Below are 13,062 nucleotides of genomic sequence, written 5' to 3' on the forward strand. Positions count from 1 at the left end.
TCTGGGTATCCAGTGCCCAACCGACAATGCGTCGTGAATACAGATCCATCACCACCGCGAGATAGAGCCAGCGGTCTCTAACCCAGATGTAGGTAATGTCACTCGTCCAGCGTCGGTTAGGGCGATCCACCTGGAAGCAGCGCTTCAGCAGGTTGGCAGCCACGTTCACCTTACTCTCGACTGGCCGGCTATAACGGAAGCCCTTACCGTTCCTCGCCCGGATATGCTCTTTATGCATGATTCCAGCGATATAGTTGGTAGAGCAAGGTATCCCTGCCTCCATCAGCTCACGGGCGATCCTGGGAGCACCATAGCGGGCTTTGAAGCTCTCGAAGGTGTCCTTCACCCGCTCCGTAACCCACTTCCTACGGATCGCCTGAGGGCTTTCTTCTCGGCTGATCCAACGGTAATAGCCCGAAGCGGATACCTCCAGGCACCGACACATCAAGCGGATCGGGTACAACCCTACATGCTCGCGTATCAGTGCGTACTTTACTCTTGGTGGTTCGCAAAGTACGCAGCTGCCTTTTTTAGAAACTCGACCTCCTGACGAGCCTCATGCAGTTCCTTCTTCAGACGGCGCACTTCAGCGCTCTCCTGCTTGGAGTAATCGACCCCATCCAGGCTATTGAATTGCTTCTCTGAGAGCCGATTGAACTGTCGCCGCCAGTTGTAGATCTGCTGGGCACTGACACCAAGTTCTCTAGCCACTGAAGCCGTGGTAGCCCCGGGCTTCTCCGCCCTCTTGACCGCTTCTCTGCGAAATTCTTCCGTATACGCCTGAGCTCTCTTCTTACCCATGGTACACCTCCGTATTAGGCCGAAACCTAACTATACAGAGTGTCTACTAAACGTGGGTAAGTCTTGGGGCTAACGCCGCCATCAGGGTCGAAGACCAGAGCGAAGCGGCGGTTTTTTGGTCCCTTTGGCTGGCTTTGTTAGGCTTTCAATGTGACGGCTTCATATGAATTCAATTTTTCCTCAAGCTCAGATACTTGAGCATCAACTATCTCAACGATTTCCTTGGGTGATTCGAATTGTCTACCCCTTCTAAATAGAAAAAACGCTTGAATATCTTCACTTTCAAATGGATATACGCCACGAAATGCCCGAGTTAATAGATCTGTACACAGATTAATCACTCTAGCTCCAGAGTAATTATGCTCACCTACATCAGGTCTTAGACCGTGCTCGATTCTATCTTCTTTAGGAATATCCCAGTAGCGGTCGTTGCAGATGGCAATACGATCATAAAGATCTCTTAGCCTCATGGCATAGATACTTTCGCTTGCACTATCTCGTAGGTTCGCGAGTGAAGTAACCTGGATATTTGTAAGATTTGCAGCTTCAATTGCACCACTTTGAAAGCCAGACTCAGAAAGCAAAATACCTCTGTCAGCTCCTACATCAGACACTATTTCCCTAAGGCCTAGAACATGTAATTTATTCACTGGGTTTTTCCAGTGCTTACATTCGACCGCCCAAGTTATATCGAAGCCTACATAATGCGACGTAACCAACACATCAACGTCATGCTTAGTTCGTGCGCCTTTCACAGTTACATCTGTAGATGCATTCAGCCCAATCGACCTGAAATACTCAGCTGCATCTTCTTGATACTGTTTCCAAGCTTTCATTAATGCGCCTTACTGTATGTGAACCTAACGCCTTGCTTACCAGCCCAACGGAGCAGAGCAAGCTTGTGGTGAAGTTTGCGCAGCAAACCACAGGCTTGCGGCGCGTAGTTGGGTTCGAGTACAGCAAATTGTTAGGTGATTTTATATGCCGAAAGCAAGTTGTTATCCACAACGATATACCTACTATTAACGTAAAATAATCACGGATAATTAATTTCTTAGAGCCTTGGCAAATTTTGTCTATTTCGCCGCATATTAATATGTGACTGGCCCAAAATGCCCCTGATATCCTACCTGAGTGAGAATTAATCGATTGAGACATTCCACATTCACCAACCCATTTTCCAGTGGGCGCCCGAACAATGCGAAGTTTTCAATCGTGTATGCCTGAGCATATTTTTCACGCTCTGGATGATATCGACGTAAGGAAAGGCCATAGGTCGTCTCGAACGGATGCCCCCCTGTGCGAATTAAACTGAAAAATGAAGGGTAGATTACACCATCAAATCCAGCGTCCCTCGCAGCTACCGCAATCGCTCGACAAATTTCGTATGAATGAGACTTCGCGAGAAATAGCATATGGACTGTCATGTCCAGACTTTCGAATTCTGTGCATGTTTCTTCTAAAACATGGGTCAAATCTAAGAGGCGCAAATCACGGAGTGGCCCCAGGGTGGCCACGTAAATATCATCTTCCGCTGCGGCGCGGCATTCTTGGATGCAGACATCAATATCCTGTGACCCATACATGACTGGGAATCCGGTTGAATCTAAGCGACCTTTACCCGCGACGGCAATAGGTGGGCTGTCATATTCAAACGGATCATCTGGACGATTTGGACTGACACGAAGACGATAGAACCTCTCGTTTTTTGCGAGAGTTCTTTCTGGGTATTCATTAAGTATTCGGTCAATGATGTTCTGACGCGTCGTAACATCCTCTAAGGCTTTGAGAGGCTCGACTTCGCCAATCATCCAAAGGCGGGGGCCATAATGGAAGAATCCAATCCTCGCAGCGTCTTCAATTAATTTGATGTCATTTTTAAGCCACGCTGAAGGCGATATATCGCTTTTGCCATAGCGATGTTCATTGAATTGTATAACTGGAGCTGCACCATATTGACATCGTATGGTTGTCCCGCTAACAAAGAATCTCCAAGCGACACCTAAGATAAGCTTTTTCGTAAGCTTACGCCCTTTGAGGCTTCCACAGTTTGGGCATGGTTCTTGTAACTCCAGACCTCTCTTTAATGCATCAATTTTTAGCCCTTCGTCCTTGAAACAATCGGAACAGAGAATGGGCAAGTCATCATGCTCTATATCTTCAGTCATGCTCAAATCCGTATTCACCTAACGCCTCAAGCAGATGCGCCAGCTTCGCTGGCGTAGCGCTGGCTTGATTTGTTAGGCTCTTCATCATTCTGGCGTGGCCTATTTGACTCTTCGATCTCGGCTTCCCAATCAGTTTTTTCTTCAGGGTAAAATTGACTTACGATTTCATCGTAAAGACCATCGACTTCACGTATGTATTCGCCGTCCGGGTTGTATAGCTCCAATACTTCTCTGCGAATTGCCCAAGACCCACCAGGATACCTACGAGCCTCAACCTTTAATTTTGCTTGAAGGTGATCCTCAACAATTTTGGTTGCGCCAAGGCGAACACTCTCCTCATCATTTATATATCTTTCAGTCGTAACTTGCATAATTCCCAGTGTTTTAGCAAAACCAAAGTAGAAGAGTAAATTTTCTATCAGGCGGTATAACTTGGGGCGATTGAAAGCCTCGACGATTAAAACCGCATAAATTAGAGCCTCCTGCCTCTTGGTCTCGGCAATTCCCTCTATTATCTCACCGTATAGATTCTCATAAGTTACATATCGGTCTTGGAGATAGTTCGCTTTGCGCGCTTTAGTTCTTTCATCCGAGAGCTTCACACTGTTAAAGGTATGATATGTGTAAGCGACTATTGCCAGCCACACAGCACTGCCGAGTTCCTTTGCTGTAGGGAACAAAAACTCCTTATGTACTATTAGGGTATCGTATACGTAATATGACATTGGTATAGACACAAGAACATAAGCAACCTGTGTTACCCAATTTAGCAGCTTCCCTCTACCGGTAGCCAAATTAAATACCAGCCGGAACACAAAGTAGTACACCACGACAAAATATATATCGGTCACTATCCAGTCTTGCTGCAGCATGTAAGATATTGCAGACACGACAGTGATATAGGCAACCGGTGAAAAAGCTCGGTACAAGAAGTTAAAAGCGGGGGCTTCATCTGCTTTTGCCAAAACAGACATGCGAATATAGCCAGCATGAATTGAATGATTGCCAATCCAATTTAGGGCAAAGAACAAAAGAACAGCTAAGAAAAAGTGCGCAAAGATTAAATTCAATTCCATTCTCTCTAGTGAAGCCTAACGCCCCAGGCAGCCGAATTGCGGGCGTTTTAATGGCCTGTTTTTCAAGGCCATTGCCCGCAGTTTCGGCTGGCTTGGTTTGTTAAATGATTTACTTCCCGGCTTCAAGTGTTTCATCATTTGTTTCGATCCATGCTTCCAGCTTATCAAATAAATCTGTCCATTCGTTATCGTATTCATCAAAGAAGGTATCGACGCATAACTCCACTGCCTTTAGATGTTTATCCTTATACATAAAGGACCATCTATTTGAAAACTGAGAGATATACTTCTCTTCATCTAGTGTTGAATACCCTATGCTTATCCCCTCGTAATTAGGGTGGGCGCTTTCGGATAAAGCAGCGTAAAGGTCTTTAATGCCGGGATAACGTTTGTTGCAACTCTCAATGACTGTAATGATATTTATTGATTGATGGTCCGTTGATCCATCGCGAGACCCAAGCAGTAATTTAGATGTTTTATCTGAAAAATCGTGAAAGTTCAGTTTGGCATGTAAAACTTTTTTGGTTAATTGATTTAAATAAATTAAGACTGCCACCGTTTCGAACGCAGATCTTAACAAAATTCGCGCGCCCAATAAGTTATTCGAGTTATACAACATAAGCGATTGTTCTAACAGATCTTGAGTCCGCCACGCAGTTGACTCTCTTAAGGCATAGCTTCTAAGAGGTGCTTTCCACTTATGTGCCGTAGGATTTCTTGTATATAAACCCGCAGCATCAAGAGAGGGAACCAAACATTGGCTCCACGCTTTAATCTTATCTTCAATGTTCGGCATATTCATTTAACGCCCGCAGCACGCGCGGCTTTGTAGTGAAGGCGCAGCCGTAACGGAAAAGCCGTCGCTGTGGTTGCGATTGTTAGCTGATTGTGGTAAAGGGCTTACTATAGGCCTTGAATATAGCTTCGGCGTCGTCATTGATTTTTGGCCACCTCACCCTTGTTCCTTCATCGCCCCTTAACGAGCAGGGGTACCGACCACTCCAAGTGGATGCGTCGGAAAGCAACGAGAGAGAAAGCTCATACTCTTTGACTAGATCAGCATCGACCATGCTCGCCAGCTTCACTAGGTCATGTGTCTTGAGCTCAGGAGGAAAGCTCGCAACTGTCTCCCAGCTTTCTTTATGAGGAGGCCCAAATTTCTCTAGCGTCCAAATTGCTTTAAACAGATTCTCTAGTGAGAAACCATACAGCATGGTTGCCACGTTCTCTAAGTCAGACTTCTCAAGAACGTCGATTAATACATCTGCTCGCTCTCTCGTTGACCTTGCTGCCGCAAGCAGAGACCTTGAATGCTTAAACCACTCAAGCGGATTGCAGACCCGCTCTGCAAACATCTCTTCAATTATATCTCTCTCCATGCTCTTGCTCGATTAGAAAGCTAACGCCCAGCGCAGGCGCAGCCAGCGCGGAGCGCATTTTGTGTTAATGTTTGAGCGTCAGCGAGCAACACAAAAGGTGCGTAGCGTTGGCTGTCGCTCTGCCGCTGCTTGTTAAGGTGCTACTCTCTACGACCCTTACGTGCCTCTAGATATTTTAAGAAAACTGCATCTAAAACAACTTGAACTTGCTCGCTATCTCTCTCGTGATAACTGATTGTTCCGTCAGGGTTTGTACGGTACTCAATATTGTTACTTTTTAGAGCCTCTTCAAACTGAGCCATTAGCTCATCTCCGCCAAGACGAAAGGTGTTTCCAAACTCAATCTGATCTGCCGGTTTTTGAAGATTAACTTCATTTGGTTCTTCGCTATAGCATCCAGCAAGAATGCAGATAGATAGAAAAATTGTTGGAACTCGCTTCATGGAACCTTAACAGTTATATCGTGGTCGCAACGACCAATATCCCACATCCCATTTCTCAGTTGAGACAATTTGACCAAGAGTGCGCTGCAACGCCCACAGCGTCAAGCTTGCAGGTTAGGTGGTACGTTGGTGCGGAATAGAATAAGCGGTCGCCGCGCCTCATATCCGCATTTTCGCGGAGCACCATAAGGCTTTATTTTATATGGGATTTCTCACTGAATTTGGCAGTAGGGCCGTATATCGGTCGCGATGATCATTTTGCCAGGCAGTAGACAGGTGAAAATAAACTGGATAGGTGAAAACTTGAACGGTGAGTGAAGGGGAGGGAGTAAAAGCGGCCGGAATTGCTCCTGCCGCCTTTATATTGTGTGCAGTGGATTATGCGCTGGCGGCCAACGCCTCTGGGGCAGGCTTCTCCTGTCCAGCCTCCTCGCTGACGGACGAACGTATCAGGTAGTCGAAGGCCCCCAGCGCCGCAGTAGCCCCCGCCCCCATTGAGATCACAATCTGCTTGTAGGGCACAGTAGTCGCATCGCCGGCGGCGTAGACGCCTTCCATCGAGGTGGCGCCGCGGCTGTCGATGGCGATTTCGCCCACGCGGTTCAGCTCCAGCTCGCTTTCTTGCAGGAACTCGGTGTTGGGCACCAGGCCGATCTGCACGAACACGCCGGCCAGTTCCAGCTGTTTGCTGTCGCCGCTCGCGCGGTCGGTGTAGGTGAGGCCGTTCACCTTGTTGCCGTCGCCGAGGATTTCCGTGGTCTGCGCGTTGGTGATGATGTCGATATTGTCCATCGAGCGCGCCTTGCGCACCAGCACTTCGTCGGCGCGCAGGGTGTCGGCGAATTCCAGCACGGTGACGTGCTTGACGATGCCGGCCAGGTCGATGGCGGCTTCGATGCCGGAGTTACCGCCGCCGATTACCGCCACGTGCTTGCCCTTGAAGAAGGGACCGTCGCAGTGCGGGCAGTAGGCCACGCCGCGGGTTTTGTACTCGGCTTCGCCGGGTACGCCCAGTTCGCGCCAGCGCGCGCCGGTGGCGAGGATCACCGCGCGGCTTGATAGCGTAGCACCGCTCTGCAGTTCCAGCTCCAGCAGGCCGTTGCGGTTCAGGCTGGCGGCGCGCTGCTCGGTGATGATGTCCACGCCGTATTCCTTCACGTGCTGCTCCAGGCTGGCGGCGAGTTTCGGGCCCTCGGTGTAGGGCATCGAAATAAAGTTCTCGATACCGACGGTATCCATCACCTGGCCGCCGAAACGCTCGGCCACCAGGCCGGTGCGGATGCCTTTGCGCGCTGCGTAGATGGCCGCGGCGGCGCCGGCGGGGCCGCCGCCGACCACGAGTACATCGTAGGGCTCTTTCTCGCTCAGCGCGGCGGCCTTGCGTTCGGCGGCGCCGGTATCCAGCTTGCCGACAATCTCTTCAAGGCTCATGCGGCCCTGGCCGAAGTGCTCGCCGTTCAGGTACACGGCGGGCACTGCCATCACGTTGCGCTGTTCCACTTCCTCCTGGAACAGGGCGCCGTCGATCATCTCGTGGGTGATGTTCGGGTTCAGTGTCGCCATCAGGTTCAGCGCCTGGACCACGTCCGGGCAGTTCTGGCACGACAGCGAAATATAGGTTTCAAAGTGGAACTCGCCCTTTAGGTTGCGCACCTGGTCGAGCAGTTGCGGGTCGGCCTTGGACGGGTGGCCGCCGGCCTGGAGCAGGGCGAGTACCAGGGAGGTGAATTCGTGGCCGAGCGGAATACCGGCGAAGCTGACCCGCGGCTCGTCACCCTGGCGGGCGATGGCCATGCTGGGCGTGCGCTTGGCGCTGCCGCTGTGGGTTTCAATCTTGCTGGACAGGCCGGCGATTTCATCGGCCAGGCTTTCCAGCTCGGTAGATTTGGGGCTGTTGTCTCCGGACACACGAATCTCGATCGGTTCGACGATATTCTGCAAGTAGGTGTCCAACTGCTGTTTCAGGTTTGCGTCCAACATCGGTGTGTCCTGTTCAGTTCGTGCGTTAAAAAAGGCCCACCCGCAGGTGGGCACAAATGAGATGGGGGTCCCGTTGAGAAGAGGGGCGGGCGTTAGTGGGCCCTGCGGCTAATTCTGTAACCGATCGCTTCGCCTCAGGCCCCATGGCAGCGTTGAGAAAGCTTGAAATAGCGTTGCTATTCCTGCGCATTCTCGCCTTGCCCTGGAGCCTGTGGCTGTGCGCTTTAGTTACTGAATTAACCGCAAGGCCCACTGGCCGCGCCGGGTTGGGAGAAATCCCGGTTTAGATCTTGCCGATCAGGTCCAGGGACGGCGCCAGGGTTTCTTCGCCTTCTTTCCACTTGGCCGGGCACACTTCACCCGGGTGGGCGGCGATGTACTGGGCGGCCTTGATCTTGCGCAGCAGTTCGCTGGCGTCGCGGCCGATGCCGCCGGCAGTAATCTCGACGATCTGGATCTTGCCTTCCGGGTCAATCACGAAGGTGCCGCGGTCGGCGATGCCTTCTTCTTCAATCATTACGCCGAAGTTGCGGGTGATGGTGCCGGTGGGGTCGCCGATCATCGGAAACTGGAGCTTGCCGATGGTGTCGGAAGTGTCGTGCCACGCCTTGTGGGTGAAGTGGGTGTCGGTGGAAACGGAGTAGATCTCAACCCCCAGTTTCTTGAACTCTTCGTAGTTGTCGGCCAGGTCGCCCAGCTCGGTGGGGCAGACGAAGGTAAAGTCGGCCGGGTAGAAGAAGAACACCGCCCACTTGCCTTTGACGTCGGCGTCGGAGATGTCGAAGAAGTCGCCGGACTGGTAGGCCTTGGCGTTGAAAGGTTTCAGTTCGGATTCGATGTAGCGAGACATAGGTTTCTCCTCGTTCACTGTGTTGGGTATGAAGTTGTCTGGAACGGAGGTAATACTATGGTTGGTTATTGATTAATAAAAATAATCTATATTAATGATCCTGATAGTTTTGACTCATTAGTCTGATGTCGGCAATAGTTTTTCGGCGTTTTCCCGGGAGGGACAGATTGCGCCGGCGAAGCCCATTGCCGATACTCAGCCTCTGTGACCGCTGCGCCAGCCTGGGACAGAGAGCTGGTGCGGCACAAGTGAGGGTGGCAGCCGCATGCGATTGATCCGTTTACTGAAGAATGACCTGGCGCGCGAAGCCGCCGATTGGGTGGAGGAGGGGCTGATCAGCGAGCCCCAGGCAGAACAGATCTGCCAGCGCTATGCGGTGGACTACCACCAGGTACAGCAGCGTTCTTTTGGCTACAACGTGCTGACGGGGCTGGGTTACCTGTTTATCGGCCTGGCCATCATTACGCTGCTCGGCGCCAACTGGGACGAAATTCCCCGGGCACTGCGTATGGGCGGCCTGATTGCCCTGACGGTGTCGACCCAGGGCCTGGCGCTGCGTCATTACCTCTCCGGCGACAGGAGTGGTGGTGTCGGTCTCTTTCTGCTCGGCAACATGTTCTTCGGTGCGTCCATTATCCTGATTGCGCAGATCTACCACCTGGGCGAGCACATGCCCGATGGCATCTTCTGGTGGGCGCTCGGCTGCCTGCCGTTTGCGTTGCTGACACGCAATCCGTGGCTCACGCTGCAGGCGCTGCTGCTGGCCCTGCTGTGGTTTTTCCTCGAGGTCACCTACGGGTTTTACCCGGCGCTGTTCCCGCTGTTTGTGCTTGCGGCACTGTTCGTACTGTGGCGCGGGCCACCGAGCATTGTGTTGCTGTTGGCCATCGTGGCCAGTATCGGATTCTGGGTGGAATATTCCCTCGCGGCTTTCTGGCGCCAGTCGACCGATTTCTTTCTGTTCGATCTGCACGCGGAAAATGTCGCCGTGGGAGCGGGGCTGTTCGTTCTGCTGTTTGTCTTCAGTCAGTGGCTGAACCAGCGGGCATCGACATCCGCGCGGGATTACGCCGCGGTGATCTCGGTCTGGTGTCTGCGCTTCACCCTGGTACTACTGCTGGTGATGAGTTTTGCCGGCCCCTGGCGGTCGTTGCTGGACGCTGACTGGGAACACTGGCTGTCCATGTGGCTGGTATTGCTGGCCTTCGGCGCGGCGACGATTGCGCTGGCGGGTAGGGCGGGCCTGCCGTGGGCGGCGGGATTGCTGGCGGCGCTGTGGTTACCACTCATTGCCGTATTGCTCTCCCGCAATCCGGATCACGCAATATATTTCCAGGTGGTGACCAACCTCGCCCTGGTGGCCAGCGGAGTCTGGCTGATCGTGCGGGGCATTCAGGGCGGCATTTCCCATTACTTCTTCCTGGGTTTGGCCGCGGTGCTGGTGACCGCGTTGCTGCGCTATATCGACCTGATCGGCGACTATATCGGGGGCGCTCTGCTGTTCTCCGTCTTTGCGGTCCTGTTGCTGTTGGCAGCGCGTTACTGGAAGCACCACCAGCAGAGGGAGGGCGGAGCATGATCGGCAGAATAAAGGTTGGTCTCGCCGCGGCCATCGCACTGCAATTCCTGATACTGATTGGTATCTATTTCAATGCCCAGTTGCCGTTGTGGACCGGCGAGGAAATCCGCCTGAAAACCATTCCGGTGGATCCGCGCTCCATGTTTCGCGGCAACTATGCGCGCCTGCAATACGATATTTCGCAACTGAAGACATCGCTCTTTGCCGACCGCGACAACCTGCGCGAGGGCGAAGTCGTTTATGTATCATTGAAGCCAGGCAAAGGCGGCCTGTACGAATTTGCCGGTGCCAGTCTGGACAAGCCGGAGAAGAGACCCTTCCTGCGCGGGCGGATTACCGGCAACTGGCTGCGGGGCTCCACCGATTACTATCGCGTCCACTACGGTATCGAGGCGTTTTTTGCACCGAAAGAGAAGGCGCTGGGGCTCGAAAGCAATCTGCGCAATGGCGGCATCGCCATATTGATGGTCTCTGCGGGTGGCAGTGCGCGGCTGAAAGACGTTATTCCCAACGAGAAGGGTGCGAATGGGCAGCCCTGAATTGTCGCTAACATCCTAAACAGAACAAGTGCATGAGTACTCCCGGTCAGCAGCTTTCCAATGTTTTTGCCCTGGTCATGGGCATTCAGCTGGTCGCCCTGGGCCTGGCACTGGTTGGTCTCCTGTTGACCGGAACCAAAGTGACTCTCTGGGGGGCCACGGGATACGCTTCGATCCTGTACGGAGCACTCGGGGCGCTGCTGACTTACACAGTAGTGCTGTGGATCACCCGCTCAGACAGTGCAGCGGGCGCAGCCCTGCGACATCACTGCGCAGCACTGCACACACTGTTTGCACGCTTTAACTGGATGCAAATCACACTGGCGGCGGCCGCCGCTGGTATCTGTGAAGAGCTGCTGTTCCGCGGTTTCCTGCAGCCCTGGATTGGATATCTCAGCAGCCCGCTCTGGGGTATTGTTGCCGCGTCCGTTATCTTTGGCCTGCTGCACGCGGCGTCACTGACCTATTTTATCGCAACGCTGATCGTCGGCCTGCTGCTGGGTTTCGCTTACTGGCTGACGCAGAGCTTTTTGCTGGTCGCCGTATGGCATGGCCTCTATGACCTGTTCGCCATCGCCGCGCTGGTAAAGTACCCGCACTCCCTGGGTATCCGGTTGTCTCCGCGCGATTAACCCAGGATTCCGTATGCGATTGTGCCGAGCGCCAGCGCGGTGAAACTGAAGGCCATGATTGCCAGCAGGCCGTCGTGGGCGATCAGGGCGAGGCCGAATGCTGTCAGCGCGACACCGGCGATGGTGGCCGAGAAGGGCACGAACTCCATAAGCGGAAGTGCCAGGGCGATGGCCGTGCAGATGAGCGCGATAAAGAAAGTCCCGGTACGCCTCACCAGGAAAACCAGCCGCGGTTGCAGCCATTGGTCGACGACTTGTGAGGGTTTCTGCAGCCACTGTAGTGCGCGCTGAAGTTTCTCTTTCGAGATGGAGCGGCGCAGTAGCCACTGTGGCAGCCAGAAATGCTGCCGTCTCAGTAATAGCTGTACTGTTGTCAGCAGAACCAATAGCGCCATGGTTGTGGGTACGCCGGGTATTCCACTTAGTGGCGAGAACAGAATGATACCCACCAGCAACAGTAGCGGCGCAAAAGAGCGGCGCCCGACCGCCCGCAGCACCAGGTTCAGTGAAACCCGCTTGCGGTGATAGGCTGTCTGCGAAATATGTTCCAGTAATTCCTGTAGGCTTGCGAACTCGTAGGGCATTGGATTGCTTGCGTGGACATGGTTGGAGCCGGTGGTTAAACAGTGCCGCTCATACTATTCATTATGCGTTTTTTTGCCCCGCACTTGGCCTGCATTTGGCAGCCGGGGCTGTTTGCGGCGTCTTTTTAGTCTTTCGCCAATTCCGATGAGCGCGTTATCAGGCTGGGGCTTAATGGAATAGCTCATCCAGGGTATAGGCCTGCACAGGCGGGCCGGCTTTCCGGCTGACCGCGATCATCTTGGCCGCGACCTGCTCTGCGGGTATTGGCCGATAGCGGCGCAGGCCGGGCAGGGCACACAGCAGCGGAAGCAGCCAGCTGCCGAGTTTCTCCGCTGGGCGTAAATGATCGCGCGTGCCTAATAATAGCGACGGCCGGAAAATACTGATCCGGGAAAACGGCAGCGCCATTACCTGCTGCTCCAGTTCACCTTTCATGCGCAGGTACGCATTGCCGCTTTGCGGGTTCGCTCCACTCGAGGAAACCAGCAGGTAATGTGCAACTCCGTTTTGTGCGGCGAGCTTTGCCGCGTGGAGCTGAAAGTCCACATCCACCTCGCGTTGCGCGGCAATGGAGCCCGCCTGTTTGCGTGTGGTGCCGAGGCAGGAGAAGAGCAGATCACCGGTGAATTGCGCTGCGTGGTCATCCAGACGTGAGAAATCGACCACGTGGTTGTGCACCTTCGGCGAGGGATGCCGGAACGGCCGTCGGGTAAAAGTGACTACTTCATCGATCTCCCCGGCGGCAGCGAGTTGGTCGGTCAGGTGCCGGCCGATCAGGCCGGTGGCACCGATGATGAGTGCTTTTCTTGCCATGGGGAAACTGGAAACCTTTCTGATAAATCGCGTAGGATTGTTGATGTCTGCGCCACAATACCGCTCTTGTCACTACTGGCGCCTAATCACGCACGGGGAAGTCTACGCTTTTTTTATCTCAGAGGGGTAGATGTACCACGTAGGCGGATAGCTCATGAACTCGGGTGTATTGCGGTTTCGGGTCCTGGTTGTTTGGTCGGTATTCTTTCTCCTGCAG

Annotated in this window: 15 protein-coding genes; 3 read left to right on the forward strand and 12 right to left on the reverse strand. The window is 53.2% G+C overall.

Going from position 1 to position 13,062, the window contains the following annotated elements; genetic code table 11:
- The 10 genes from IG168_RS21010 to ahpC all read right to left on the reverse strand — a co-directional run.
- On the reverse strand, positions 1–484 hold a 484-nt coding region (locus tag IG168_RS21010; RefSeq protein WP_226877061.1), incomplete at its 3' end, for a DDE-type integrase/transposase/recombinase.
- 8 nt (positions 485–492) lie between these two features.
- Positions 493–801, reverse strand: a complete 309-nt coding sequence (locus tag IG168_RS16110; protein ID WP_226877056.1) for a transposase — start codon at positions 799–801, stop codon at positions 493–495.
- 137 nt (positions 802–938) lie between these two features.
- Entirely contained in the window at positions 939–1,637 is a 699-nt protein-coding gene (locus IG168_RS16115; RefSeq protein ID WP_193165500.1) for a restriction endonuclease, read from the reverse strand.
- Positions 1,638–1,892: 255 nt separating this feature from the next.
- Positions 1,893–2,969 carry an RES family NAD+ phosphorylase gene (locus IG168_RS16120; protein WP_193165502.1) on the reverse strand — a complete coding sequence of 359 codons (1,077 nt, stop codon included), beginning with the start codon at positions 2,967–2,969 and terminating at the stop codon, positions 1,893–1,895.
- A gap of 26 nt (positions 2,970–2,995) precedes the next feature.
- Positions 2,996–4,039 (reverse strand): hypothetical protein, encoded by a 1,044-nt coding sequence (locus tag IG168_RS16125; protein ID WP_226877057.1) that lies wholly within the window; start codon positions 4,037–4,039, stop codon positions 2,996–2,998.
- Positions 4,040–4,154: 115 nt separating this feature from the next.
- Positions 4,155–4,847, reverse strand: a complete 693-nt coding sequence (locus IG168_RS16130) for a hypothetical protein (protein WP_226877058.1) — start codon at positions 4,845–4,847, stop codon at positions 4,155–4,157.
- A 76-nt stretch (positions 4,848–4,923) separates the two neighbouring features.
- Entirely contained in the window at positions 4,924–5,424 is a 501-nt protein-coding gene (locus IG168_RS16135; protein WP_193165505.1) for a hypothetical protein, read from the reverse strand.
- A 140-nt stretch (positions 5,425–5,564) separates the two neighbouring features.
- Entirely contained in the window at positions 5,565–5,867 is a 303-nt protein-coding gene (locus tag IG168_RS16140; protein WP_193165507.1) for a hypothetical protein, read from the reverse strand.
- A 378-nt stretch (positions 5,868–6,245) separates the two neighbouring features.
- On the reverse strand, positions 6,246–7,847 hold the full coding sequence (gene ahpF / locus IG168_RS16145) for an alkyl hydroperoxide reductase subunit F (protein WP_193165509.1): 1,602 nt from the start codon (positions 7,845–7,847) through the stop codon (positions 6,246–6,248).
- Between the two features lie 283 nt (positions 7,848–8,130).
- Entirely contained in the window at positions 8,131–8,697 is a 567-nt protein-coding gene (ahpC, locus tag IG168_RS16150; RefSeq protein ID WP_193165511.1) for an alkyl hydroperoxide reductase subunit C, read from the reverse strand.
- A gap of 265 nt (positions 8,698–8,962) precedes the next feature.
- Here ahpC and IG168_RS16155 point away from each other — a divergent pair, with 265 nt between their 5' ends.
- From IG168_RS16155 to IG168_RS16165, 3 genes are read left to right on the forward strand one after another with little or no spacing between them, the layout of a single operon-like run.
- Positions 8,963–10,276: a DUF2157 domain-containing protein gene (locus IG168_RS16155; RefSeq protein ID WP_193165513.1), complete on the forward strand. Its 1,314-nt coding sequence runs from the start codon at positions 8,963–8,965 to the stop codon at positions 10,274–10,276.
- Positions 10,273–10,815, forward strand: a complete 543-nt coding sequence (locus IG168_RS16160) for a GDYXXLXY domain-containing protein (protein ID WP_193165515.1) — start codon at positions 10,273–10,275, stop codon at positions 10,813–10,815. Before IG168_RS16155 ends, IG168_RS16160 begins: the two co-directional genes overlap by 4 nt.
- Positions 10,816–10,847: 32 nt before the next feature.
- Positions 10,848–11,447 carry a CPBP family intramembrane glutamic endopeptidase gene (locus IG168_RS16165; RefSeq protein WP_193165517.1) on the forward strand — a complete coding sequence of 200 codons (600 nt, stop codon included), beginning with the start codon at positions 10,848–10,850 and terminating at the stop codon, positions 11,445–11,447.
- Here the strand turns inward: IG168_RS16165 and IG168_RS16170 are convergent.
- Both IG168_RS16170 and IG168_RS16175 read right to left on the reverse strand, forming a co-directional pair.
- Positions 11,444–12,031, reverse strand: a complete 588-nt coding sequence (locus tag IG168_RS16170) for an exopolysaccharide biosynthesis protein (protein ID WP_193165519.1) — start codon at positions 12,029–12,031, stop codon at positions 11,444–11,446. The two genes, IG168_RS16165 and IG168_RS16170, sit on opposite strands and share 4 nt — an antisense overlap.
- 169 nt (positions 12,032–12,200) lie before the next feature.
- Positions 12,201–12,845, reverse strand: a complete 645-nt coding sequence (locus IG168_RS16175; protein ID WP_193165522.1) for an NAD(P)H-binding protein — start codon at positions 12,843–12,845, stop codon at positions 12,201–12,203.
- Between the last annotated feature and the right edge of the window lie 217 nt (positions 12,846–13,062).

Source organism: Microbulbifer hainanensis (genome assembly GCF_014904735.1).
Lineage (GTDB): Bacteria > Pseudomonadota > Gammaproteobacteria > Pseudomonadales > Cellvibrionaceae > Microbulbifer > Microbulbifer hainanensis.